This is a genomic window from Sphingobium agrisoli (assembly GCF_041877245.1).
GTDB lineage: Bacteria > Pseudomonadota > Alphaproteobacteria > Sphingomonadales > Sphingomonadaceae > Sphingobium.
The window spans coordinates 42,308-66,974 of record NZ_JBHDJI010000002.1 but is presented as its reverse complement, the minus strand read 5'-3'; the positions used below and the strand labels follow the sequence as shown (position 1 = coordinate 66,974).

General features: G+C 66.2%; 23 protein-coding genes and 1 tRNA gene. 6 read left to right on the top strand and 18 right to left on the bottom strand.

Annotated features, from left to right (window positions below; translation table 11 throughout):
• Nucleotides 1-153 precede the first annotated feature (153 nt).
• Complete coding sequence (locus ACETPF_RS04655; protein WP_373933140.1) at nucleotides 154-990, top strand: LysR substrate-binding domain-containing protein; 837 nt, start codon at nucleotides 154-156, stop codon at nucleotides 988-990.
• Between the two features lie 13 nt (nucleotides 991-1,003).
• Here the strand turns inward: ACETPF_RS04655 and ACETPF_RS04650 are convergent, their stop codons facing one another.
• The 4 genes from ACETPF_RS04650 to ACETPF_RS04635 are packed head-to-tail and all read right to left on the bottom strand — an operon-like array spanning nucleotide 1,004 to nucleotide 4,257.
• The gene (locus ACETPF_RS04650; RefSeq protein WP_373933139.1) at nucleotides 1,004-1,951 is read right to left on the bottom strand and encodes an NAD(P)-dependent oxidoreductase; all 948 of its coding nucleotides are present in this window, start codon (nucleotides 1,949-1,951) and stop codon (nucleotides 1,004-1,006) included.
• Nucleotides 1,942-3,129 (bottom strand): acyl-CoA dehydrogenase family protein, encoded by a 1,188-nt coding sequence (locus ACETPF_RS04645; RefSeq protein WP_373933138.1) that lies wholly within the window; start codon nucleotides 3,127-3,129, stop codon nucleotides 1,942-1,944. Before ACETPF_RS04645 ends, ACETPF_RS04650 begins: the two co-directional genes overlap by 10 nt.
• 5 nt (nucleotides 3,130-3,134) lie before the next feature.
• Complete coding sequence (locus tag ACETPF_RS04640; protein ID WP_373933137.1) at nucleotides 3,135-4,124, bottom strand: ABC transporter substrate-binding protein; 990 nt, start codon at nucleotides 4,122-4,124, stop codon at nucleotides 3,135-3,137.
• Nucleotides 4,114-4,257 (bottom strand): hypothetical protein, encoded by a 144-nt coding sequence (locus ACETPF_RS04635; protein ID WP_373933136.1) that lies wholly within the window; start codon nucleotides 4,255-4,257, stop codon nucleotides 4,114-4,116. Before ACETPF_RS04635 ends, ACETPF_RS04640 begins: the two co-directional genes overlap by 11 nt.
• 104 nt (nucleotides 4,258-4,361) lie before the next feature.
• Here ACETPF_RS04635 and ACETPF_RS04630 point away from each other — a divergent pair, with 104 nt between their 5' ends.
• Both ACETPF_RS04630 and ACETPF_RS04625 read left to right on the top strand, forming a co-directional pair.
• On the top strand, nucleotides 4,362-5,714 hold the full coding sequence (locus ACETPF_RS04630; protein WP_373933135.1) for an FAD/NAD(P)-binding protein: 1,353 nt from the start codon (nucleotides 4,362-4,364) through the stop codon (nucleotides 5,712-5,714).
• 111 nt (nucleotides 5,715-5,825) lie between these two features.
• Nucleotides 5,826-7,163 (top strand): LLM class flavin-dependent oxidoreductase, encoded by a 1,338-nt coding sequence (locus tag ACETPF_RS04625; RefSeq protein WP_373933134.1) that lies wholly within the window; start codon nucleotides 5,826-5,828, stop codon nucleotides 7,161-7,163.
• A 35-nt stretch (nucleotides 7,164-7,198) separates the two neighbouring features.
• Here the strand turns inward: ACETPF_RS04625 and ACETPF_RS04620 are convergent, their stop codons facing one another.
• From ACETPF_RS04620 to ACETPF_RS04610, 3 genes are all read right to left on the bottom strand, one after another.
• A complete protein-coding gene (locus tag ACETPF_RS04620; RefSeq protein ID WP_373933133.1) occupies nucleotides 7,199-7,594 on the bottom strand; it encodes a glycosyl hydrolase 115 family protein in 396 nt (131 codons plus the stop codon).
• A gap of 47 nt (nucleotides 7,595-7,641) precedes the next feature.
• Complete coding sequence (locus ACETPF_RS04615) at nucleotides 7,642-7,992, bottom strand: glycosyl hydrolase 115 family protein (protein ID WP_373933132.1); 351 nt, start codon at nucleotides 7,990-7,992, stop codon at nucleotides 7,642-7,644.
• 118 nt (nucleotides 7,993-8,110) lie between these two features.
• Nucleotides 8,111-8,185 (bottom strand) — tRNA-Val (locus ACETPF_RS04610).
• Between the two features lie 128 nt (nucleotides 8,186-8,313).
• On the opposite strand from ACETPF_RS04610, the gene ACETPF_RS04605 reads away from it, so the two are divergent.
• Nucleotides 8,314-9,645: a dicarboxylate/amino acid:cation symporter gene (locus ACETPF_RS04605; protein ID WP_373933131.1), complete on the top strand. Its 1,332-nt coding sequence runs from the start codon at nucleotides 8,314-8,316 to the stop codon at nucleotides 9,643-9,645.
• Between the two features lie 128 nt (nucleotides 9,646-9,773).
• Here ACETPF_RS04605 and cpdR read toward each other — a convergent pair whose 3' ends face one another.
• The gene (gene cpdR / locus ACETPF_RS04600; protein WP_373933130.1) at nucleotides 9,774-10,151 is read right to left on the bottom strand and encodes a cell cycle two-component system response regulator CpdR; all 378 of its coding nucleotides are present in this window, start codon (nucleotides 10,149-10,151) and stop codon (nucleotides 9,774-9,776) included.
• A 141-nt stretch (nucleotides 10,152-10,292) separates the two neighbouring features.
• Here cpdR and ACETPF_RS04595 point away from each other — a divergent pair, with 141 nt between their 5' ends.
• Nucleotides 10,293-11,183, top strand: a complete 891-nt coding sequence (locus ACETPF_RS04595) for an N-formylglutamate amidohydrolase (protein ID WP_373933129.1) — start codon at nucleotides 10,293-10,295, stop codon at nucleotides 11,181-11,183.
• Here ACETPF_RS04595 and ACETPF_RS04590 read toward each other — a convergent pair.
• The 8 genes from ACETPF_RS04590 to ACETPF_RS04555 form a co-directional block, all read right to left on the bottom strand.
• Nucleotides 11,116-13,056, bottom strand: a complete 1,941-nt coding sequence (locus ACETPF_RS04590; protein WP_373933128.1) for an acyltransferase family protein — start codon at nucleotides 13,054-13,056, stop codon at nucleotides 11,116-11,118. The genes ACETPF_RS04595 and ACETPF_RS04590 overlap by 68 nt on opposite strands.
• An 832-nt stretch (nucleotides 13,057-13,888) precedes the next feature.
• Complete coding sequence (locus ACETPF_RS04585) at nucleotides 13,889-14,455, bottom strand: type II toxin-antitoxin system VapC family toxin (RefSeq protein WP_373933126.1); 567 nt, start codon at nucleotides 14,453-14,455, stop codon at nucleotides 13,889-13,891.
• Nucleotides 14,455-15,255 (bottom strand): hypothetical protein, encoded by an 801-nt coding sequence (locus tag ACETPF_RS04580; RefSeq protein ID WP_373933124.1) that lies wholly within the window; start codon nucleotides 15,253-15,255, stop codon nucleotides 14,455-14,457. The genes ACETPF_RS04585 and ACETPF_RS04580 overlap by 1 nt, the downstream gene beginning before the upstream one ends.
• A 296-nt stretch (nucleotides 15,256-15,551) precedes the next feature.
• Nucleotides 15,552-16,574 (bottom strand): class 1 fructose-bisphosphatase, encoded by a 1,023-nt coding sequence (locus ACETPF_RS04575; protein ID WP_373933122.1) that lies wholly within the window; start codon nucleotides 16,572-16,574, stop codon nucleotides 15,552-15,554.
• A 114-nt stretch (nucleotides 16,575-16,688) separates the two neighbouring features.
• Nucleotides 16,689-17,231: a hypothetical protein gene (locus tag ACETPF_RS04570; RefSeq protein WP_373933121.1), complete on the bottom strand. Its 543-nt coding sequence runs from the start codon at nucleotides 17,229-17,231 to the stop codon at nucleotides 16,689-16,691.
• Nucleotides 17,224-18,576 carry a sensor histidine kinase gene (locus tag ACETPF_RS04565; protein WP_373933119.1) on the bottom strand — a complete coding sequence of 451 codons (1,353 nt, stop codon included), beginning with the start codon at nucleotides 18,574-18,576 and terminating at the stop codon, nucleotides 17,224-17,226. Before ACETPF_RS04565 ends, ACETPF_RS04570 begins: the two co-directional genes overlap by 8 nt.
• Nucleotides 18,569-19,282, bottom strand: coding sequence for a response regulator transcription factor (locus ACETPF_RS04560; RefSeq protein WP_373933118.1), 714 nt, complete (start codon nucleotides 19,280-19,282; stop codon nucleotides 18,569-18,571). The genes ACETPF_RS04565 and ACETPF_RS04560 overlap by 8 nt, the downstream gene beginning before the upstream one ends.
• 99 nt (nucleotides 19,283-19,381) lie before the next feature.
• On the bottom strand, nucleotides 19,382-20,212 hold the full coding sequence (locus tag ACETPF_RS04555; protein ID WP_373933117.1) for a sulfite exporter TauE/SafE family protein: 831 nt from the start codon (nucleotides 20,210-20,212) through the stop codon (nucleotides 19,382-19,384).
• A 268-nt stretch (nucleotides 20,213-20,480) separates the two neighbouring features.
• On the opposite strand from ACETPF_RS04555, the gene ACETPF_RS04550 reads away from it, so the two are divergent.
• On the top strand, nucleotides 20,481-22,004 hold the full coding sequence (locus tag ACETPF_RS04550) for a tryptophan halogenase family protein (protein WP_373933115.1): 1,524 nt from the start codon (nucleotides 20,481-20,483) through the stop codon (nucleotides 22,002-22,004).
• Between the two features lie 3 nt (nucleotides 22,005-22,007).
• Here the strand turns inward: ACETPF_RS04550 and ACETPF_RS04545 are convergent, their stop codons facing one another.
• Nucleotides 22,008-23,207, bottom strand: a complete 1,200-nt coding sequence (locus ACETPF_RS04545; RefSeq protein ID WP_373933114.1) for a hypothetical protein — start codon at nucleotides 23,205-23,207, stop codon at nucleotides 22,008-22,010.
• A 36-nt stretch (nucleotides 23,208-23,243) separates the two neighbouring features.
• Complete coding sequence (locus ACETPF_RS04540; protein ID WP_373933113.1) at nucleotides 23,244-24,608, bottom strand: cation:proton antiporter; 1,365 nt, start codon at nucleotides 24,606-24,608, stop codon at nucleotides 23,244-23,246.
• Between the last annotated feature and the right edge of the window lie 59 nt (nucleotides 24,609-24,667).

Below are 24,667 nucleotides of genomic sequence, written 5' to 3'. Positions count from 1 at the left end.
GCCGATTGCTGGCCAGGACGAGCATGCCGCAAGATTTAGTTGGACCCTTCCAATCTCTACTATTTTGATTGATATATAAGCGTCGGCGATAAGGACCGCCCGTTCCCTGCGCTGGGTCGGCCCTTCCCCGCATTTCCAGCTGAGAGGCCAACCGTGCCGGTCAACCTGCCCACCAATTTGCTGCGAAGCTTCGTCGCGATCGTCGATACCGGGTCCATGCTGAATGCGTCGGAACAGGTGTTCGTCACGCAGTCGGCGCTCAGCCTTCAGATCAAGCGGCTGGAGGAGCTGGTGCAGCAGACATTGTTCCTGCGCGAAGGGCGGCGGCTCAACCTGACTCCGGCGGGCGAGGTGATGCTGGACTATGCGCGGCGCGTGCTGCTGCTGCACGACGAGGCTGTCGCGGCGGTGAGCGCCGGGCGCTTTGCCGGGCCGGCGCGGATCGGGATGGTGCAGGATTTCGCCGACACCTTGCTGTCGGGGCTGCTCTCGCGCTTTTCCGAGCTGCATCCGGACGCGCAAATCTATGCGCGGGTGGCGGGCACGGCGGAGTTGCAGGCGCTGCTCGACCGGCGCGAGCTGGACATATTGCTGGGTTTCGCCGCGCCCAATGACGCCCATGCGGTGACGGTCGCGCCGATGGCCTGGTATGGCGAGCCGGCGCTGGCCGATCGCGGGATCATTCCCCTCGCCGTACTGGAGGAGCCATGCCGTTTTCGCGAGGCGGCGATACGGGGGCTGGAGGATGCGGGCCTGCAATGGCGGATCGCGGTGGAGACGCCCAATCTCGCGACGCTCAAGGCCGCCGTCGGCGCGGGCCTGGGCATCACCTGCCGCACGCATCTTTTCATCGGCGAGGAATCGACGCTGACGCATGAGCGCTTGCCCGAATTGCCGCGCGTCGCCGCGATCCTGCGCGCGGGCGACAAGCTGGACAGCGCGGCGCAGCGGCTCGCGGAACTGGCGCGGGAGACGGTGCAGGCGCTGTGATGCGCCTGCCGCTTCAATAGCCGCGCGCGGGATCGACCACGTCGGACGGGGTTTCGCCGCGTACGAAGCGGCTGATGTCGTCGCGCACCTTTTCCAGCAGCCGGTGCCGCACCAGCGTATGGTTGCTGGAGATATGCGGCGTCAGCCGGACCTTGGCATGGGTGTAGAGCGGATGGCCTTCGGGCAAAGGCTCGGGGTCGGTGACGTCGAGCGTGGCGAAGCCGGGGCCGTTCGCCCGGTCGAGCGCGCGGATCAGCGCGTCCTGATCCAGCACCGTTCCGCGCGCGACGTTGATGATGTGCGCGCCGGGCTTCACCTGCGCCAGAAGACGGTCGTCGAAGAGATGGCGGGTCTGGGGCGTGCCGGGGACGGCGATGACGATATGGTCGGCGCGCGCGACCAGGGCGGGCAGGTCGGTCAGCAATTCGACCCCGCTGATCCCGGCCTGCGCGCCCGATCGGCGCAGCGCCACCACCTGAGCGCCGAGCGCCAGCACGCGCCGCGCCACCGCCTGCCCGATCGCGCCCAGCCCGACGATGCCGACGGTGGTGCCTGAAACGCGCCCCAACGGCGCCTGCTTCCAGTCGGCGCGGGCGCGCACCGTCACCGCTTCCAGATTCTTGGCATGGGCGTAGAGGGCGGCGATGACATAGTCGGCGATCTCGTCCGACGCGACGCCGCGCCCGCAAGTGACGAGCGGCGCTTCGAGCAGCCATTCGGGATAGAAATCTATGCCGGCCGAGGCGCTATAGACCCATTTGAGGCGCCCCGGCCAGAGCGAGGGGCGCGCCACGCGCGGCTGGCGCCAGGCGGGAGACGGGCGGACGAGCAGCAGGTCGGCTTCGGCGGCGGCGGTCCAGGGTTCGTCTTCCGCGACGTCGATCACGACCGGGGCGACCGGGTGCTGCCCCAGCCCCTTGTTGAAGTCGGCATCGAGCTGGCTGGCGATGATCAGCGACATGATTGCTGCCCCAGCGCCGCGCGCCCGGCGGCGACAAGGATCGTGTCGGTCTGCGGCGAGTGGATGCGGCTGCACAGCACGTCGCGATAATGGCGTTCGAGCGGGTTCTTGCGGCTCAGGCCGGGATTGCCGGTGAGTTCGAGGCCGATCTCCACCGCGCGGATGGCGTTGGCGGTCGCGACATATTTGATAGTGTTGACCGCGATGGCGGCGGGCGGATCGCCCGCGTCGTAGCGGGCGGCGGCGTCACGGATCAGGGTCGCGTTGACCTGAAGCAGCGCCTCGATCTCGCCGAATTTTTCCTGCACGCGCGGCAGGGTGGCGAGCGACGCGCCGAGATTGGACGGTACGCGATCGTTGAGATAGGTCGCCAGCCATTCGCGGGCCGCGCGCGCCACGCCATCATAGATGGTCGAGATGGAGAGCGCATTCCAGATGGCGAGGCCGGGGTCGCCCGCAGCCGCAGCCCATTGTTCCGGCAGGCGCACATCGACCGCATGGTCGAGCGGGGTGGGCGTGTCGGCGAAGTGAACCGCGTGGCTGACGGTCGCGCGCATCCCCAGATGATCCCAGGCGGGTTCGATCGTGACCCCGGGGCTGCCGGCCTTCACCAGGAAATTGCCGACACGGGGGCTTTCCTCGTCGGTCCTGGCCCAGACCGAATACCAGTCGAGCCCGGTCGATCCGGTCGAATAGATTTTGGTGCCGCTGATCGCCCATCCGTCGGCGGTGCGCCGCGCGATCGTGGCGGGCAGGCCGCCGCGTACCGGGGTGCCGAGTTCGGGTTCCACGCGGAGGCCCCCGATGAGGCCCCGGCCGGCGACCGCGTCCGCCGCCAGCCGCTCGTAGATGGCGGCGGGCCAGCCCTGCGCGCGGTGCGGGTTGGCGTGATAATGATAGGTCATGAAGAGGATGAGCGCGGTCGAAGGCTCGCCCTTCGCCACGGCGGCGAGCACGCGCAGGGCGTCGGACAGGTTGGCGCCGCGCCCGCCCAGTTCCGGTCGTACGGTGAGGCCGATCAGCCCCTCGCGCGCCAGCAGGTCGAAGGGCGCGCGGGGAAATTCGCCGCTGCGGTCGTAGGTTTCGGCGTGCGCGGCCAGCTCGCGCGTCAGCCAGTCGAGATAGTCGTCGGTGATGATTGGCGGCACTGTTTCGGGATCGGCGAGACGGGTTGCCATGATGGTCAGCCTCTTGTCGGAATGGCGGAATTGAAGCGGTCGTCCCAGAGCGGCCGGACATCGACCGGCCTGGGCAGCAGCTTCTGGGCGTAGAAGAGGTCGGCGACCTTCTGCTGCGACGCGATGGCCTCAGGCGTCACGGCACGCAGTTCGTACACGTCGCTCTTGCGCTTGAACTGATCCTGCACATAGGCGAGCGGCACGCCGATATCCCTGGACACGATGACCGCCCACTCATCCTGATGCGCCGCGGCCCAGGCGTAGGCTTTTCGGGCAAGGCGGAGATAGTCGGCGATCAGTTTCGCCTTGTCGGGATCGGCGAGCGCGTCGACATGCGCGGCCACCAGATAATTGCCCGAAAGGATGCCGTAGGCGGTGCGCAGGATGCGCGCGCCTTCGGTCGCGATCGCGCGCTGGATCGGAAAGCCGTAGATCGCCCAAGCGTCGAGGGCGCCCTGGGAAAAGGCCGCCGCGCCGTCGGTCACGCCCATCGCAACCGGCTTGATGTCGTTCCAGCCCAGGCCGACTTCCTCCAGCATCCGGATGAGGAAATATTGGGATGTGGTGGCGCGGACATAGCCGACGCGCTTGCCCTTGAGGTCGGCGATGCTCTTCGCGGTCGATCCCTTCGGCACCAGCACGACCTGATTGTTGACGTCGCCATGCGCGACCGCGATCTGGCGAAAGCTCTGGATGGTCGAAGCGGCGGCGAAGATGGGCGGGATCTCGCTCATCCCGCCATAGTCGAGCGAGCCGCCGTTCAGCGCCTCGACCACCAGATGGCCGGACTGGAACTCGCTATAGGCGATGTCGAAGCCTTCGGGTTTGATGCCGGCGGATTTGAAGAGCAGCCGCGAATCGCCGTCGCCCTTGCCGGTGATCGACACGCGCAGCACCGGGCGGCCGCCCTTGCCCGATCCGCAGGCGGCGAGCAGCAGGCAGGACGCCGCGCCGCCGCCCAGCAGCAGCCGGCGGGAAAGACCCTCAGCCGCCACGGGCGCTCGTCGGGGCCGGCGCGGGTTCGGGCGCGCGTTCGAACAGGATGACATTGGGGTCGCGCAGCAGTTCGCGCGCCGCCGCCGCCTTCCAGCGCCGCCATCCGGCCAGCAAAGATCGCAGAGGGGTCATGACCGTCCATTCCCAGAAAAATCAGATCGCGCTATTTATCTATGATGCAAGTAGAGATATGTCCCACAAGCAATGCTGCCCGATCCATTAGAAATGCTTGATCGATGCTGAGCGCCGATCATGTCGCCATCATCGGCGGCGGGTTTTCCGGCACGCTGCTGGCGATCAACCTGCTGCGCCATGGCGAGGCGCGGGTGACGTTGATCGAGCGGCGGGGCGACCGGCTGGGGCGGGGCCTTGCCTATGGCGCGGCGCAGGACGACCATGTCCTCAACGTGCGCGCCGCCAATATGAGCGCCCTGCCCGACATGCCCGGCCATTTTGCCGATTGGCTGAAAGGTCGGGCGCAAGGGCAGGATGCGAGCTTTGCGACGCGGCGCACCTATGGCCTCTATCTGCGCGGCCTGCTCGACGAAGCGCAGGGGGATGCGGGCGACCGGCTGCGGCTAGTGGAGGATGAGGCGATCGACATTGTCCTTTCCGAATCCGGCGCCAGCGTCCGCCTTCGGTCAGGCACGCGCGTCGACGCGGACATCGCGGTGATCGCGCCCGGCAACCTGCCGCCGCACCACCTGCCTGCCTTCGCTGGCCTCGCCCGTCCGGCCTATGTCGACGACCCCTGGGCGACCGATATTGCAAGGGGATTGGGAGGCGGCGACGCGGTGTTGCTGCTGGGAAGCGGGCTGACGGCGGTCGATTGCGCGCTCAGCATCGACACGGCCGGCTTTTCCGGGCGCATCGTCGCCCTATCCCGCAGGGGGCTGATGCCCCATGCCCATGCGCCTGCTACCGCAGCGCCACGGCCACAGGAGCGCCCCGCCGGCCCCGCGTCCGCGCTGGTGCGATCGGTGCGGGCGCGGGCGGATGCGATCGGCTGGCGCGCGGCGGTGGACGAATTGCGCCCCTTCACCCAGGATATGTGGCGGGCGGCAACCGCGGTCGAGCGCGCCCGCTTCCTGCGCCACCTGCGCCCCTATTGGGACGTGCATCGCCACCGGATCGCGCCCGCCGTGGCGGAACGGATCGTCGCCATGCGCGCTGCCGGACGGCTGGACGTGCGGGCGGCAAAGGTCGTTTCGGCGCGTGGTCAGGATGACCATATCGAGGTAGAGATAAGGCAACGCGGATCGGCGCGGGTGGAGCCGCACCACTTCGCCCGCATCGTCAATTGCACCGGGCCGCTGGGCGACCTTGGCCGTGCGCAAGACCCGCTGCTGCGCGCGCTTGTCCGCGCGGGCGCGATCCGGCCCGATCCGCTGGCGATCGGCATCGACGTGGATCGTCAATGCCGCGCCATCGATGCATCGGGACGACCGCAGGACCGGCTGCGCGTCGTCGGACCGATGACACGGGGCGCGCATTGGGAGATCGTCGCGGTGCCCGACATCAGGCGGCAGGTGTGGACGCTCGCCCGCGAGATCAGCAACGCGCATTGGGTGGAGGCGACGGGGCTTTGAAACCCGTCATCTATTTGCCCAAGTCATAACCGATCCACGACTTCGCGTTGGTTGCGCCAACGCCTCTGCTCCTATGCTGGCGTCAAATCCCGCATCCGAAAGGGCAGGCGCATGGCAAAATCCCCCCACATCAAACTCGGCTTCATCCTGCACGGCGTCGGCCGGACCTGGAACGATTGGCGACATCCCGACCAGGACGTCAACGCCAGCACCAGCCTGTCCCACTATCAGCAGCAGGCAACGGCCGCCGAGCGGGGGAAGTTCGACTTCCTGTTCGTGGCGGACAGCCTGTCCATCACGGAAAAATCGAGCCCGCACTATCTCAACCGGTTCGAGCCGATCACCATCCTGTCCGCGCTGGCCGCGACAACATCGCGCATCGGCCTGGTGGCTACATTGACGGTCAGCTATTCCGAACCCTTCAACGTCGCGCGCCAGTTCGCCTCGCTCGATCATCTGAGTGGCGGGCGCGCGGGCTGGAACGTGGTGACATCCTGGCTGGGCGACACGGCGGCCAATTTCAGCAAGACCGAGCATCCCGCCCATGCCACCCGCTACAAGATCGCCGCCGAATATCTCGACGTAGTGAAGGGGCTGTGGGACAGCTGGGAAGATGGCGCGCATGCCGCCGACAAGGAAAGCGGCCAGTTCGTCGATCCCGCCAAGCTGCACAGGCTGGGCCACAAGGGCGAGCATTTCCAGGTCCGCGGGCCGCTCAACATCAAGCGGACGCCGCAGGGTCAGCCGGTCATCTTCCAGGCCGGCGCATCGGATGACGGACGTAGCTTCGCCGCGCTCCATGCCGAGGTGATCTTCACCCACGCGCCGACCAAGGAGGATGGGCAGGCCTATGTCGCGGACGTGAAGGCGAGGGCGAGAGGCTTCGGCCGCGACCCCGACCAGTTGTTCGTCCTTCCCGGCATCGCGCCGATCGTCGGCGATACGGACGAGGATGCGGAGGCGCGCTACCGCGAACTGGCGGCGCTGGAGTCGATCGACACGGGGCTCGGCTTCCTGTCACGGACGTTCAACGACCATGATTTCCGCCAATATGATCTGGATGCGCCTTTCCCGGATGTCGCGCATATAGGCCTGGACAGCCAGCAAAGCGGCACGCTGCGTATCCTCGCCGAGGTGCGGGCGGACAATCTGACGCTGCGGCAAGTGGCGGAGCGGCTCGCGACGCCGCGCGGGGCGTTCGTAGGATCGCCGGAAACGGTCGCGGACCAGTTGCAGCAATGGTTCGAGGAAGGCGCGGCGGATGGATTCGTAGTCTTCGAACCGCTGCCGGGACAGCTTGACCTGTTCGTCGACCGGGTCGTCCCGATCCTGCAGGCGCGGGGGCTTTTCCGGGCCGAGTATGAAGGAACGACCTTTCGCGCGCACCTGGGCCTGCCAGAGCCGGAGAATCGCCATGCGGCGGCACGGCGTACGCAAAGCGCGGCCTAAGGGGGCCAGGCTGAGGTTACGACCGGCAGCTTTTGTCAAACCCGGATATTCGCACCGAACGAGGTGAACGGCCGACGCTGGGCGCGTGCTGCCTGCAAGCGAACGCGGCATCGTGGGACTTTCCTGCCGTTCGGGAGGAGTGCGTCGAACGGCCGGTTTTGGGTCGATTCATCGGCGAAAAGCAGGACGACATCATCGGGCACCTGCATGCCCCTGTCGTAATAATCCTGCACTTCCTTGTAGAGCGCCCAGACCTGCGGTTGCTGCGGCGCTGGCCTTCCCGTCACATCCGCAATGATGGCCCGCTGGTCGTGAACGATGCGCTCCAGCAATTCGGTGGCGGTGCCCTGTGCCATCGCCTCGTCGCCATCGCCGCGCATGCCAATCGTCACGACGGATTCGTAACCCTTGCCGTCGCCTTTTGACATCATGCGCTCGCCCCCCGCCAGAAGCGCCGCAGAGTGTCCGCATTGCGGGTCTAACCCCAATCCGCTGACGCCACGCCCCTTGACTTGGCGTGATGCCATTCCGCCTGCGCTCTGAGCATGGGTTCATGATGGGAATTGCCCATCACCACGCCCATCGCGTCGGCCAGAACCATGCTCTTGGGATCGTCATGGACGAACGCCTTTGCCCACATCGCCGGCCACAAATAATTCCCCTTCATGCGGAGGAGCAGCTCAAAGACATGGGCATCCATGGCCGCGTTGACGCCACCGAATGTCGTTATGGCCCAACCGCTGAGGCAAGAATCTTCATCATTGATGAAGAAGCCACGATAACGAACCTTAGGCCGCTCTATCCCTTCCGAAAATGTGGTTTTCGACATTGTCAAAGATAACCGGCCCAATTTTCACATGCAAAACACACGCAAAACCATGAGAAGGAAACATTGGTCTGGAAAAACAAAACCCCCGCCATCTCATTGAGAAGGCGGGGGGTTTCGATGGTGGGCGTGGCAAGGATTGAACTTGCGACCCCTGCGATGTCAACACAGTGCTCTACCACTGAGCTACACGCCCACTGTGGAGGGGCCAATAGCCGGGCCATGGGGCGGGCGCAAGCGGGAAATTCGGGCGCGCCTATAAACTTCTGGACAGGGGAGGGGTGGCCCATATGCTGCGGTGCAAACAGGGGGACGCCGTCGATCATGCTGCCATCGCCAACCGCACCGATCCAGTCCGCGCCGCGCCTGCCCTTCTACCGGCAGCTCTATGTGCAGGTGCTGGCCGCGATCGCGCTGGGCGTCGCCATGGGGCATTTCTTCCCCGAGGCCGCGGTGGCGATGAAGCCGCTGGGCGAAGCCTTCATCAAACTGGTGAAGATGATCATCGCGCCGGTGATCTTCCTGACGATCGTCACCGGCATCGCGGGGATGAAGGAGCTGGGCGCCATCGGCCGGGTAGCGGGCAAGGCCTTCGCCTATTTCCTGACCTTTTCCACGCTGGCCCTGATCGTCGGGCTGATCGTCGCCAATGTGGTGCAGCCGGGCGCGGGGCTCAATATCGACCCGGCGACGCTCGATGCCGGGCGGGTCGCCGACTACGCGCACAAGGCGCATGAAAATACGCTGACCGGGTTCCTGATGGGCATCATCCCGTCGACCATGGTGTCGGCGGTGGCGGACGGCAACATCCTTCAGGTGCTGTTCGTCGCGATCCTGTTCGGCATCGCGCTCACCATGATCGGGGACAAGGCCGCGCCGCTGATGGCGGTGCTCGAATCGGCGAGCCATGCGGTGTTCAAGCTGGTCGCCTTCCTGATGAAGGCCGCGCCGGTCGGCGCGTTCGGGGCGATGGCCTTCACCATCGGCGAATATGGCGTGGGGACGCTCGCCAACCTCGCGGGGCTGGTGGCGACCTTCTATCTCACATCGCTGCTGTTCGTGCTGGTGGTGCTGGGCGGGGTGGGCCTCGCGGTGGGGTTCAACATCCTGCACCTCATCCGTTACCTCAAGGCCGAGCTGCTGCTGGTGCTGGGCACCTCGTCTTCGGAAGCCGCGCTGCCGAGCCTCATCGAAAAGATGGAGCGGGCGGGGTGCCGCAAGTCGGTGGTCGGGCTGGTGGTGCCAACCGGCTACAGCTTCAACCTTGACGGCACCAATATCTACATGACGCTGGCGGCCCTGTTCATCGCGCAGGCGTGCAATGTGCATATCAGCCTGGAGCAGCAGATCTTGCTGGTGCTGGTCGCGATGATCTCCTCCAAGGGCGCGGCGGGGGTGACGGGCGCGGGGTTCATCACGCTGGCGGCCACGCTGTCGATCGTGCCGTCGGTGCCGGTGGCGGGCATGACGCTGATCCTGGGGGTCGACCGTTTCATGAGCGAATGCCGCAGCCTCACCAACTTCATCGGCAACGCGGTGGCGACGGTGGTCGTGTCGGCGTGGGAGAAGGGGCTGGACCGGGAGCGGTTCCGGGCGGCGATGGCGGGCAAGCCGCTGGAGCCGACGCCCGACATGCAGGAGGTGGTGCCGGACTGAGCGGGGCGTCCAAAGCGTCGAGCGTTTGAATTTGTATCGAGAACGCTCGCGATAATCTTCTCGACATACGGTTCTCGACTTCGCTCTAACCTGCTCGAAGCAAACGGATCAGATTAAAGCGCGATGCTCTAGCTAAGGCCCGACACGCTTTCGCTGCCGAACATGCGCTCCACCTCCAGCACTAGGTCGCGCAGGTGGAAGGGTTTGGACAAGACCTTGGCCTGGGGCACAGCCTTGCCGGCCTTCAGCGTCACGGCGGCGAAGCCGGTGATGAACATGATCCGCATGTCGGGCGCGACTTGCGCCGCGTGCTGCGCGAGTTCGATCCCGTCCATTTCGGGCATGACGATGTCGGTCAGCAGCAGGTCGAAGCGATCGGACGCGATGTGCGGCAGCGCCTCCGCCCCGGTGGCGACGGCGACGACCTCGTAACCCGACCGGTCGAGCGCGCGCGCCAGATAGGTCCGCATGCTCTCGTCATCTTCGGCCAATAAAATGCGAACCATCGCCCCCAACTTGTTCCTGCCCCGCCGATTCGCCGGCTGCCGCGCCGTAACGGGTGGCGCGAACCCGGCTTATATGCGACAAGTCTGAATATTTTCCAGCCGGCTAACCATTTTGCTCTTCCGGCCACGAAAGGAGCCATATTGGACCAGTTTGCGCCGCCCGTTCCCACCATAAGCGACGCGGCGTTCGATCTCCATGGCCCGGCCGATCCGGTGCGGCCGGTGATCCTGTCCGTCCCCCATGCGGGCCGCGCCTATCCCGCCGATCTGCTGGCCGCCGCGCGGGTGAAGCCGCAGATGTTGCGGCGGCTGGAGGATCGCTGGGCGGACCTGCTGGCGCATCGGGCGATGGCGGCGGGCTTCACCGTGCTGATCGCGCGCGCACCCAGGGCGATGATCGACATGAACCGGCATGAGCGGGAGATCGATCCCGGCATGATCGACGATGTGCCGCGCGACGCGGGGTTGCAGAGCAGCGCGAAGCTGCGCGGCGGGCTGGGGCTGTTTCCGCGCCGGATGCCGGGCGCGCACGAGCTGTGGCTGCGGCCGATCGCATGGGCGGAGGCGCAGGCGCGGATCGAGACGCTGCACCGGCCCTATCATGCGATGCTGGCGCGGCTGATGGCGGCGGCGCGGCAGGCGCATGGGCACGCGATCCTGATCGACCTGCATTCGATGCCGCCCTTGCCAATGACGCCGGGGCAGGCCGCGCCCGGCGTGGTGCTGGGCGACCGCTTCGGGCGGAGCGCGTCGGGCCGGCTGGTGGCGCAGGCGGCGGAGATGATCGCCGGGCGGGGCATCGCCGTGGCGCAGAACCATCCCTATGCCGGCGACCATATCCTCGACCGCCACGGCCGGCCCGAGCGGGGGTGCCATGCGATCCAGCTGGAGATCGACCGGGCGCTCTATCTCGACGCGGCGCTGGAAGGGGTCGGGCCGGGGCTTGCCGGCATGCAGGCGCTGGTCAGCGATCTGGCGGCGATGTTGGCGCAGGAGCTGCCGCGCGCGGGCTATGCGATGGCGGCGGAATAGGCGCGGCGGCGATCACCAGCCGCGCGCCGGCGATGCTTAAGTGATGCGAATCGAAATAGAGCGGCTTGCCATCGTGCGCGATCGCGCAGCCGCCGGCGTCGCAGAGCGCGGCGGCGGGGTCGATCAGGGGGACGCCGCGTGCCTGCCAGGCGCGGAAGAGGGCGCGCAGATGGACGGTGCGGGCGTTCAGGGTGGCGCGGTCGACGCCTTGGGCCTGCGCCAGGTGGCCGGCCTGCGCCAGATGGGCGAGGCGGCGGGGCACGTCGAAGGGCTGGGGCGGGACGGGTCCGATGAGGACGACGTCCCGGCCCAGCGCGCGGATGGCGGCGATGGTCTGATCCAGCTTGGCGACGAAGGCGGGATCGTCGAAGCGGCCATTCGCCCAGAAACCGGCGAGATAGACGCGGCGGATCGCGGGATCGGCGCGGATGGCGGCGAAGGCGGCGCGGTTGGCGGCGGCGCAGCGCGGGTCGGTGGCCTCATAGCCGAGCACCGGCGGGCAGCTTGAGGTGGTGCGCTGGACGAGCGCCCAGCCCTGCGATCCGGCCTTAAGCGAGAGGGCGTAGGCGAGTTCGACGCCGTGGCTGTCGCCCCAGAGCATGGCGGAAGGCTTCACCGCCGCGCCGAGGGTGCAGGGGGTGGCGGCGCGCATATGGGTGTCGTGGCATAGCTTGCGGGTGGGGGCGATGTCCTGCTGGCCGGCCATTTGTGCCAGCACCGATGGCGCGAAGCGGGCCGGCCAGCCGCCCTTTGCCAGCAGTGCAAGGGAGGCGAGGCTGAGGGTCGCCATGGCGGCGGCGGTTAAGGCGAAGATTGCCCGGCGCGAGACGGCGGCGCTGTCGCGGAAGGGCCGCTCGACATAGCGCCAGGAGAGGATTGCGGCGATCAGCGCGGCCGCGATCACCATGATGCGGGTGAGGCCGGCTAGGGCCATGTCGGTCGCATATTCGGTGAAGACGATCAGCGGCCAGTGCCAGAGATAGAGCGAGTAGGAGATGAGGCCGATCCCGACCAGCGGGCGGAGCGAGAGCAGGCGGGCGGCGCTGGTGCCGGGCGCGGCGTGGATCAGCGCCGCCGCGCCCAGCACCGGGGGTAGGGCGGCCAGGCCGGGGAAGATGGTCGTGCGATCATAGAGGGCGACGGCAAGGGCGATGGCGAGGAGGCCGCTCCACGCAACCGCCTCCCTCGCCCAGCGCGGCGTGACGGTCGGCACCGCGCCCAGCGCCAGCAGCGCGCCGGCGAGCAGTTCCCAGGCGCGGGTGGGGAGGAGGTAGAAGGTGAAGCCGCTCGTGTCGCGCTGAAGCAGGATGGCGAGCGCGAGCGAGAGGGCGGCGATGCTCGCGACCGCCGCCGTGCGCCAGCGGGGGGCGTGGGCGGCGAGCAGCATCAGCAGCAGCGGAAAGCCGATATAATATTGCTCCTCCACCGCCAGCGACCAGGTATGGAGCAGTGGCTTTACGTCCGCGCCGCCGGCGAAATAGCCGGTGTCGGTGAAGAACCAGAGGTTGGACGCGAAGAAGGTCGCGGCCAGCGCGGACCGGGGCACGCCCTCCAGATCGCCGGGGAAATAGAGCCAGGCGGCGCAGGCCAGCACCACCAGGATCATCAGCGCCAATGCGGGGACGATGCGGCGGAAGCGGCGCTCGTAGAAGCGCAGGAGCGAGAAGCAGCCCGCATCGATCTCCCGCGCGAGGATCGCCGTGATGAGATAGCCCGAGATGACGAAGAAGATGTCGACCCCGACATAGCCGCCCGAAAAGCCGGGAACATGCGCGTGGAACAGCAGCACCGGCAGGATGGCGAGCGCGCGCAGCCCGTCCATGTCGCGGCGATAGCCGGTCGCGGCATGGGCATGGGGGGCGGGCGCGTGCATGGGGCTGGGGTAGCGGCAAAGCCCTGACAATCTCTTAGGGCATTGAGCGTTTGTTTTGATCCGTTCGTGCTGAGTAGGGACTGAGCTTGTCGAAGGCCCGTATCGAAGCATCGGCGCCAAGCCCGGTCCTTCGATACGCCATTTCGACTTCGCTCAATGGCTACTCAGGACGAACGGCGTGTTTTCGATTTGACGCGATTTGCTCATGGGGCGCTTTGAGTCGCGGGATTTTCCGGCAGCGGGGATTGGTTGCGTTTGGCGCAACTATGATTTCGTCCTTCGCATTTGCGCGAATGTGGCCGCTGGGCCACATAGGACGGGCCTTTCAGGCATCCTCTCCTAAAAACTTTCGGCCGATCCGCGTGATCGGCCTTTTTTTTGTCACGCGACTGGGCTAGCAGAAACCCGCCGATGCCGAGCCACTAAAACAAGTTTCTGGAGAGGAGCCGCCGGTCGGACCGGCAGGCAAGGCATGGCGGGGGGATCGAGCGCTGAAACGGGCGCTCTCCCCCCTTTTTTGTTTTGGGATTGTGTATTTTACAAGCCACGGCGCCTGCGTAGGAGCGCGGCAACCCCATAGGCGGTCAGCAAGGTTGCGAGCCACGCCATGCGAGTGAAGAAAAGCGCATCTTCCCTCAGATAGTTTTCGAACCAAAATGGCGCCGCGCAGAAGGCGAGAATCGCGATCAGACGCGCTGCCCTCACTCCGGCTTCTCCCCTGGCTTGTGCTTCACGACCTTGGCAAGCCTATCCTTGAAGTGCTCGGGATCGTCGTCCGTCTCTACTCGCGGGCGGCTTCCTTGAAGTTGTCGAGTTGGGTTTTTTGGATCGGTCAAAAATTAAGTCGCTTCGCCGGGTGTTGAGGAGTGCAACGCTTGAGATCGATTATGCGCTTCACAAGCGGATCATCAGCGCATTGCTCGCACCACGTTTCGTAGCCAATCAAGGGCAGACCTTTTCCTTCAATATCGCGCTTTTTGCCTCGATCAAAGGTGTGAAACTCGTCGAGCGGCACGCCATAAGCTTCGATGAGTGTCAGGGCAGAAGCGAGGTGGATGGCGTCGGCTGTATGCAACTTTCGCTCGCCACCCGTCTTCGTATAGATGGCACTACGCAGCTCCGACGCCGTTCTCATGGTGTTGGGGTCGGGCGTAAGCGGAACAATTCCCGCGCCCCATTGATCAAGGAGCGCGTCGAAATCGTGGTCGCCGTGGTAGTTGTGACGAGTAATTTCTGCCATAGTGATGGTGGAGCAATGTATCACGCATTCACCCCGTTGCGCTTCGACCAAGAATTGGCCGATGTCGTCAATGAGGCTTCCAAATGCATCTCGATCATCCATCAGGTAAGCGATGAAAACACAGGTGTCCCAATAATATTGAGGCTGATGTGTCGCCATCAGTTCCAGTCGCTTTCATCGATTTCGATGGAATGAAACGCGCCTTTCCAGCGTGACCAGTCGGTCCCTTGTCCGACAGGGTCAATGGACACCGCTTCTATGTAGTCAGGTAGCGCGCGATTGCCGGAATAATGACCAACGCCCACCACTGTGCAGCGCTTCTTCCAAACCTGCCGCATCTTATCGTCGGAAAGTCGATGGAGGAGGCAGTCGATTTCCTTACCGCCAGCGGTGAGCTTCACCACGGCTTTGTCAGCCTCGCCACGCCCTTCTAGCGTTATGACCGTTCCGTCGAGCGCAATATTCGCTACCCCTGAAAACGGCCTGATAGTGCCCGATTGGATCCGGCGAATATCGGCGATAACCTTTTTCGCGTTGATTTCGAGGTTCTCGTCGATGGGAACGAGGTTATCGTTTGCGACCTTCAACTCACCTCTTTGGAAGCTGTCACCAACGCCGCTAGCCAACTCCTCAACGTAGCGTACAAACCGAACGGGAAGCTCGCGGGCGCGAATTGCATCGTGATAAATCATCGTCACGCCGTGCCAGAAGTATTCGACGCCCGACTCATACTGCGCGGTGCCGGTCGTTACTTGCTCACGAACTGCTGCGGTTGCAGTGTTCTTTTCCAAACGTTCGATAAGATATTTGAGGCGCCGCCCGCCGTTTGCAGTTTCGTCAGCGACCGCCAACGCCTGCATGAATTTGAACAGTTTGCGCGCAAAAACTTCGCCATCAACGTCCTTGTTGAAGGCGGGCAAACCATGAATCGTGAGGGTCAGGGTTTCACGATCCGCCAATCCCACCTCCATACTGCCCGAGTAAAGCTAACACATAGAGAATCGAGAGGGAATCGTCTATTTTCGTTTGCTTCGATGAGGCTTAGTCCGCAATCGGCTTCCATTTCCTTTATCAGCGGGATCGGTCGCGATCGACATATTGGACCTTAGCTGACTTGTAGGTCAGACGCTTGCCACTGACACCCTTCAAACTGACAATTGGGCTGCCCGCGAGATAGCGGGACACCCCACCCCAACCCTTCAAGCGAGTCACGTGCCTCGCTTGAACCTGAAGGGGAGGGGCTAAGGTCGACGCATCACCCCGCCACCACCTCTTCCTCCCGCCCATAGGCGACCACCGCTTCCACTTCGGCGCGGTCGCCCAGGACGACGCCGATGCGCTGGTGGAGGCCCTTGGGTTCCACGTCCATGATGGGGATGAAGCCGTCGGTGGCCGCGCCGCCGGCCTGTTCGATGAGATAGGCCATGGGGTTCGCCTCATACATCAGGCGCAGCTTGGCCTTGCCCGGCGAGCGGTGGTCGTAGGGGTACATGAAGACGCCGCCGCGCTTCAGGATGCGGTGGACGTCCGCGACCATGGAGGCGGTCCAGCGCATGTTGTAGTCCTTGCCGCACGGGCCGGCCGCGCCGGTCACGCGCTCCTCGACATAGCGGAGAATCGCCGGCGACCATTGGCGGCGGTTGGACATGTTGATGGCGAATTCGCACTTGCCCTGCGGCATCTGCATGGCGGGGTCGGTCAGCACCCAGCTGCCGACTTCGCGGTCGAGGGTGAATTCATAGACGCCGGTGCCCACGCTCAGCACCAGGATCGCCTGCGGCCCGTAGATGGCGTAGCCCGCCGCGACCTGATTGCGGCCCGACTGGAGGAAATCCTCCTCCGTCACGGGGCGGCCGGCGCAATCGTCGGGGGCTTTGAGGACCGAGAAGATGGTGCCGACCGAGAGATCGACGTCGATATTGCTCGACCCGTCGATCGGATCGAACAGCATCAGATATTCGCCCTTGGGATAGCGGTTGGGGATGGGATAGATGGTCTCCATCTCTTCGGAGGCCATGGCGGCGAGGTGGCCGCCCCATTCATTGGCGTCGAGCAGCAGTTCGTTGGCGATCACGTCCAGCTTCTTCTGCACCTCGCCCTGCACATTTTCGCTGTCGAGGCTGCCGAGCACTTCGCCCAGCGCGCCCTTGCCGACGGCGTGGGCGATCGTCTTGCAGGCGCGGGCCACGGTTTCGATCAGCAGGCGCAGCTCGCCGGGCAGGGCACCATGGTCGCGCTGCTGCTCGATCAGGAAACGGGTCAGGGTCGTTCGGGACATGGCGCGCCTTTCGGGTGGATCGGACGGATGGTTGGCCCTACCGCTAGGGGAGACGACCGGCCTAGTCCAGCGCAAGGATGGCGCTGTGCCGATCGCCCGATGCCGCGCGCGCCCTCATTTCATGATGAGGTAGAAGGTTGCGGGGCTCCCCCCGCCATTTTCGATCACGATGGCGTAGCGGTCGGTGAAGAGCGGCAGCCAGGCGCAGTCGGCCTGCGGTCCGCCGACATCCTTCTGGCAAAGCGTGCTGCCGCCCGCATCCTGCACCCTTAGCGACAATTTGGCGCGGCCGGCCGGCGCGACCGAAATCTGCGCGCGCTGGCCCGCCAGGAACAGCTGGCGCAATATCACCTTGTCCCCGGCATTGAGCGCGCCGCGATGATAGGCGGGGCCGAGCGCCCGCCCGCGGAAGCCGAGCGCCGATCTGGTCACGCCCTTGGCCTCCGCCTCCTGCGTCCAGAGCGCGGCCAGATCCTGCTGCCCTTCGGCCGGGGTCGCGCCCAGCGCCTTCAGCACTTGCGCCGTGTCGAGCAAGGCCGCCCCGTCGCCCGTCGCCTGCGCCGCTTCGCCCTCCAGCAGCGTGCGCAGCACCGGGTCGTCGGGCATCGCCTCCGGCGTCGCGGCGGTCAGCAACAGGGGCAGGACCAACCTAAGCATCGCGCTCCTCCGGCTGGACGACGAAGCGCGCGCCCGGCTCCGCATCCTCGACATGCAGCGACAAATGGTGCCGCTCCGCGATCGCCCGCGCGAGCGCGAGGCCGAGGCCATGCCCCTGACCCCGCGCGCCGTCAAGGCGGACGTAGCGTTCGAACACCCGCTCCCGATCGGTACAGGGTATGCCCGGTCCGTCATCCTGCACCGCCATGCGCGGGCCGGGTGCGAGTTCCAGCACCACGGTCCCGCCGCTCGGCACATATTTGAATGCGTTGTCGAGCAGGTTGGACAGAAGCCGCGTCATCTGCATGGCGTCGCCGCGCAGGCGCACGCCCGGCGCAATGCGCGCGTGGAAACCGATGCCCAGCTCTTCCGCGCTCGCGCCGTAGAGGTCCGCCAGGCTTTCGGCGATGTCGCTGAGATTGATGTCGGCCAGCCCGCGCAGGTCGCCGCGCATCGCCTGCGTACCGGCGATGTCGAGCAGCGAATCGAGCAGCCGCACCACGCCGCGTATCTCGGCCCGCGACTGGTCGAGCGTGCCCAGCAGCACCGGATCGTCGGTCCCCTCGATCGCCTTCAATATGCGGGTGTCGAGATGCATCAGCGGGGTGCGGATTTCGTGCGCCGTCTGGTCCGACACATGGCGCTGCGCCTCGATCAGCCGTTCCACCTGATCGAGCGCCGCATTGGTGTTGGCGGCCAATTCGGCCAGCTCGTCGCTGGCCCCCGCGCCCGGCGCGCGCGCGGCGATGCGCCCCGCCCGGACGGCGGCGAAGGTGGCGTTCACCGCCTCCACCCGCTCGCGCAGCCGACGCGCGGCGAGATGGCCGGCGGCAAGGCTGAGCAGCGCAATGCCCGCGCCCGCGATCGCGAAGGCGGTGGCGAGCCGCGCCAGCAGCGCCTCCCCGCGCGCGTCGCTGCGCCCGACCAGCAATCGCACGCCACCGCCGAGCTGAGTCGCCCGCGCGAACATCCGCTCGCCGCCGGGCAGCGTGGCGAAGCGCGCCTCCGACACTTCGGGCGAGATCGCCGGCCAATGGGGCAGGTTGCCCGCCACGCGCTGCCCGGTGGCATCGGCCAGCAGATACCAGCTCCGCGCGCCATCCTGCCGGCTGAGCGCCAGCCGGTCCGCGATCCGCGCCTGCAATTCCTCCGCGCCGCCGCTCACATAGATGTCGGCCAGGCCCGCAAGGTCGGTGTCCACCTCGCGCGCCAGCATCGCCCGCCCGTCGTCGCGCACGATCTGCCGCACCACCAGGAACAGCGCCAGCGTCGACAGGAGGCTGACGAACAGAGCGGACAAGGTCACCCGGCCGAACACCGACCGGAGCAGGCCGGGTCTAGCCAAGGGTGGCGCCCGTCGCGGCGATCAGCCGGTATCCCGTGCCCCAGATCGTCTCCAGCACCGGCCGGTCGAACCCTTCCTCCAGCTTGCGCCGCAGCCGGCCGACATTCACGTCGACGACATTGGTCTGGGGATCGAAGCTCAGCTTCCACACATGGCGCAGCAGCATTTCGCGTGTCACCACCTCGCCGGCATGTTCCATCAGATAACGGAACAGCTCGAACTCCTTGGGCGACAGCGGCAGATGCTTGCCCTGGCGATAGGCGGTGCGCGCCTTCACATGGCATTCCAGGTCGCCGAACAGCAGCACTGGATCATGGCTGCCGCGCCGGCTCGCCCGCCGCCACAACGCCCGCACCCGCGCGACCAGTTCGTCTGGCTCGAACGGCTTGGCGAGATAATCGTCGACGCCGCTCTCCAGCCCCTCGACCCGATGCTCGCTGCGGCCGAGCGCGGACAGCATCAGCACCGGCGCGCCTACGCCGGCGACGCGCAGCCGGGTGACGATGTCGATGCCCGACAGATGGGGCAGCATCCGGTCGAGGATGATGACGTCATGCCCGCCGCCGCCCGCCCGGTTGAGGCCGCTGGGACCATCGGCCGCATGGTCGACTCGCATCCCCGCGTCGCTCAATATGCCCGCGATATTGGCGCGCGCTGCGTCGTCATCCTCGACCAGCAATACCGAAATTTGTTCCGCCTGCGCCATGACCGTCCCCCGCTCGCAGAATAAGCGAAGAACCGCCAGTGACAAAGGCTGTTAGCGCGTCACTGGCGGTGCTCCTGCGACCCGACGGATCGGGAGGGGTTAGATCTTGAGTCCGGCCCGCAGCATCAGCGCGCCGATGATCAGCAGATAGACGCCGAAAATCTTCTTGAGCGGCCCGGCGGGCAGGCTGTGGGCGGCGGCAACGCCCAGCGGCGCGGTGAGCATCGACATGGACGCGATCGCCAGCGTCGCGGGAATGTTGATATAGCCGAGCGACCCCCATGGCAGCCCGCCTTCCTTCAGGCCGATGATGGCGAAGCCGATCGTCGTCGGAATAGCGATCAGCGTGCCGATGCCGGAGGCCGTCGCAATCGCGCGATGGATGGTCCGTCCGCACAGCGTCATCACCATGATCGCGATCGTCCCGCCGCCGATCCCCAGCAGTGAGGAGAAGGTGCCGAGCCCCCCGGCGATGCCCACCCGCAATATGCCCGACGGCATATGGTCGCTGATGACCTTGCCACTGACCTTGGGCAACAGGAAATTCAGCGACATCAGCATCACGCCGCCGCCAAAAATCATCTTGAGCGTGGTTCCGTTGACATGGCTGGCCAGCATCACGCCCGCGCCGCAGCCCAGCACGATCCACGGCGCCCAGGCCTTGAGCACCTCGAATTCCACCGCGCCCCGCTTGGCGTGGGACAGCAGCGACCGGATCGAGGTGACGATGATGGTCGCGGCCGACGTGCCGATGGCGACATGGGCAATGGCGTCATGCGTGCCCCCCAGCAGCGGCAGCACGACGAGCAGCGCGGGCACGACCACGAAGCCGCCGCCGATGCCGAAAATCCCCGCCGCGAAACCCGCGACCAGTCCCGCCGCCAGCATCGAAACCAGCGGCACCAGCCAGGTCATGACATCGCCGTGCATTACCGCGTCCTTTCCTGGCCTGCATGGCGCACGCCCATGGTGCGGCGATCGCCTGTGCTTATCAAGGCGGCGGAACGGATAAAATCGACCATGTCGTAAAACCATGCCTCTCTTCGGCGGAACCAGATTTGAAAGCGCGCGCGCGGCATCGCTGACATGGGGCTCAACGAACCGGTCAGGAAAATCCGTAACATGGGATGGGCGGAACTTTGCACGCCGGACGAACGGGGCGTTTCCGTCGCGCTCGCCTTGCGCTAGGCTCGGGCCCATGACGGGCGCGCGCAGCATCATGATCGTGGGGGCCGGCACCGCCGGCTGGCTGACCGCCGCCTATCTGGCCCGCTTCTTTGCGCTGGCGGGTCATGCCGACATTCCCATCATCCTGCTGGAATCGCCCGACCTTGGCATCATCGGCGTGGGGGAGGGGACATTCCCCACCATCCGGGGCACGCTCGATTTCCTCGGCATAGACGAAACCGCCTTCCTGCGCGCCACCTCCGCGACCTTCAAGCAGGGCATACGCTTCGACGACTGGCTGCACGCTCCCGCGCCGGACGGTCGCCGCCACCATTATGTGCATCCGTTCGAAGCGCCGCTTCAGGCCGAAGACGCCGATCTGCTCGCCGCCTGGCTGGCGCAGGATCCGCGCACGCGGCTGCCCTTTGCGCAGGCGATGAGCATCCAGCATGGCGTCGCGCTGCACGGCCGCGCGCCCAAGCGGCCGGGGGAGGGGGCCTATGCCGCGCCGCTCAGCTACGCCTATCATTTCGACGCGCACAAATTCGCCGCCCTGCTGCGCGATCGGGCGATGGAACTTGGCGTGCGGCACCTGACCGACCATCTGACCGGGGTCGAACGCGGCGCGGACGGCAACATCGCCGGCGTCCGGACCCGTGAGCGGGGCGCGCTCACCGCCGACCTTTATGTCGACTGCACCGGCTTCCGCGCCGAACTGATCGGCCGCGCGCTCGGCGCGCCGTTCAGATCGGTGCGGCACCAGCTCTTCACCGACCGCGCGCTCGCCTGCAAGATCCCCTATGACCGGCCCGACGCCCGGATCGAAAGCGTCACCATCGCCGCGGCCCATGAAGCGGGCTGGACCTGGGACATCGGGCTGGAAGGCGGGCGCGGCATCGGCTGCGTCTATTCCTCGGCGCATATGGATGAGGAGGGGGCGGCGCGGATATTGCGCGCCCATATCGGCCATGATCGGTTCCAGCCGCGCCTCATCCCGTTCGACCCCGGCTATCGCGAGGCGCAGTGGATCGGCAACAGCGTCGCGGTCGGCCTGTCGGGCGGCTTCGTCGAACCGCTCGAATCGACCGGCATCCTGCTGATCGAGGCGGCGGTGGCGATGATCGCCGAGCTATTCCCGTTCGCCGGCCCGATCGACGCCCCCGCGGCCCGCTTCAATCAGCTGATCGCCGGCCGCTATGAGCGGATCGTCGATTTCCTGAAGCTCCATTATTGCCTCAGCCGGCGCGAGGAACCCTTCTGGCGCGACAATGCCGACCCGGCGTCTATTCCCGACAGCCTGCGCGCGCATCTGGATCAATGGCGCTACCGCCCGCCCGGCCGCTTCGATTTCACGCTCGATCTCGAAAGCTTCGCGCCGTTCAACTATCATTATATCCTCTACGGCATGGATTATCCGACCCTCCCGCCGCCACGCGCGGCAAAGGCGTCGCCCAGGGCCGCCGACCGCCTGTTCGCGCGGGTCCAGAGCTACAGCGATCAGGCCACCCGCGACCTCCCCACCAACCGCGCCTTTCTGGAACAAATTGGCGGCTGATCGTCACAGGCTCCAGTCCATCTGCACCCACAGCTTGTCGGTGTCGGTGGCGAATCCCTTTGCTTCATAATGAGCACAGCGCGCGGACAGAGCGCAATGACGATAGCTGGTGCCTGCGATCAGGTCGATCTCCTCGCCATAGGATCGCCGGTCGCGATCGCTCGAAAAGTGATGCCACGTCGCGCCAGCATTGACGCTCGCCGTCCGCCCCTGCCTTCGCCAGTTTATCGACCCATAGATGTCGCGCAGCCCGTCCGGCGGGGTGGTGACGAATTTGCCGGCCCAGCCGTTGAACCTGAAATGCGACGCCAGCGGCGTCTGCACGCTGGTCAGCGCGACGCCCCGGTCGGCACCCAGCGTTTCGACGCCCCCGGTCAGGCCCAGCCGCGCTCCGGTCAGGCTGACCTCACCCAGTCGATAGTCGGCGGCAAAGTCGTTGGGGTTACGGCGCCAGTCGCTCTGCCGCGCCCAGCTTGCCTGATAGGCGAGCGTAATGTCCCGTCCGACCGGCAGCCGCCCCGTTGCACGCAGCCCGTAGGTCTGGGAGGACAGCCGATAGCCCTGCACCGCCGGCGCATCCTGATCGACCAGATAGGCAAAGGCCGTCACGTCCAGCGCCGGCCCACCATAGCTCAGCAGCGCGAAGATGTTGTCGCCGCCGATCGCCTGTGGCCGCGCGCCTTTGCCATTGCGTCCGTTCACGGTCCGCACGCTCCAGCTATAGGCGATGTCGGCGCGCAGCCCACCCGGCCTGCCCCATTGCAGCCGCGCCGCGTCGTATGTCTGCTCGCTCTGCCGCCAGGGCGCCGTGCCCACGAAGCGATCGTCGGAAAGGTTCAGCCGTTGACGCCCGATCGTCCCCGTCGCAGTCTTGCCGGCATAGCGAAGCTGAAGTCGGTTCAGCTCCAGATTCTGCGGGTCGGCGATCAGCGGATAGCGGCTCCTGCCATTGGTGCCGTCGAAATAGTCGCCGCCCAATGCCAGCACACCCTCGCTCTCCCCCAGCAGTGACCAGTTGCCGGCGCTCGCTATCACGCCGGGACGCAGTCGCAATGTCGTCGCGTCCGCATCCAGCGCAATGCCCTCCTGCGCCACATGCTCGAACCGCAGCCTCGCCTCAAGCGATGGCGTCAGTCGCACCGGCTCGGCATGGGCGGTTCCAAGCGCGATGAAGCCCGTGGCGCATAGGAGCGCTGTTCGCATGGCTTTTCTCCAAGGGGCGTGATGCGCGCGTGGCGCTCAGACGGCGGCGAGCGTCCCGTCGCGGGCGGCCAGCACCCCGCTCGCCCGCGCCTTGCGGCCATAGACGGCCTCGAACAGCGGGGTTGCCATCACCGTCGTCACGATCGCCATCAGCACCAGCATCGAAAACAGCGTCGGGCCGATGATCCCCTTCTGCAAGCCGATGTTGATGATGATGAGTTCCATGAGGCCCCGCGAATTCATCAGCGCGCCGATGCCGAGCGCCGTGGCGTTATCCTCGCCGGTCAGCCGCGCGGCGGCGTAGCAGGCGCCGAACTTGGCGAGGATCGACACCGCCAGCACCGCGATCGCGATCAGCAGCAGCTCGACCGAATTGACCATGTCCATCCGCGTGTTGAGCCCTGAGTAAGTGAAGAACATCGGCAGCAGCAGCACGACCGCGATCGGCTCCACCTTCTGCTTCAGTTCCGCGACGAAGCGGCCGCGCGGCATGCACACGCCCATCAGGAACCCGCCGAAGATCGCATGGATGCCGATCGCGTCCATCAGGAAGGCGGACAGGCAGAACAGCATGATCGTGACCGCCAGGATCGTCATGCTCATTTCGCCCCGCGCCTCGACCGCGCGGCCGAGCGGCGCTAGCAGCCTGCGCCCGACCAGCAGCATGAAGGCGGCGTAGAGGACCGCGCCGCCGATCGCGATCACCGCCACCCCCGCACCCGCGCCGAAGGTCGCCAGCACGATCGCCAGCACGCACCAGGACGCCGCATCGTCGAAGGCTCCGGCCGTCAGCGCCAGCGTGCCGAGCGACGAGTCCGAGAGGCCATTTTCATTGATGATCCGCGCCAGCATCGGAAAGGCGGTCAGCGCGATGCAGGCCCCCATGAACAGGGTGGCGCTGCCCCGGTCGATGCCGGCCGCGAACAGGCCCGGCACCTCGACCAGCATCGGCGTGATCAGCGCGGCGAGCAGGAAGGGGGCGAGGATGCCGGCGGCCGACACCGTGGCCGCGCTGCGCGCCTTCGATTGAAAATGATCGAGCCGCAGCGTCAGCCCGACCATGAACATGTAGAGCCCGACGCCGAGCTGCGCGCCGACATAGAGGATGTTGCGTGTCTCCCTGGGGAAGATCGCATTCTGGATATCGGGGAAGGCTAGGCCGAGCAGCGACGGCCCCAGCACCACGCCGGCGATCATCTCGCCCACCACCTGGGGCTGTTTCAGCAGCTTCTGCCCCAGCCAGCCGACGATCCGGCAGGTGGCGATGATGATCGCGAGTTGGAGGAAGAAATGGATGCTGAAGTCGGACGGCGTATAGCTGTTCGCCGCGTTCACCGCCGGCCCGTGCGGATTGAGTATGTCGGTCAGCGCGGCCCAGGCGCCAGTTAGCAGGTCCATCATCCATCCCCCATCGTTCGGCATCTCGCCGCGATTTGCCCCAGGGGACGATGGTGCGCGGC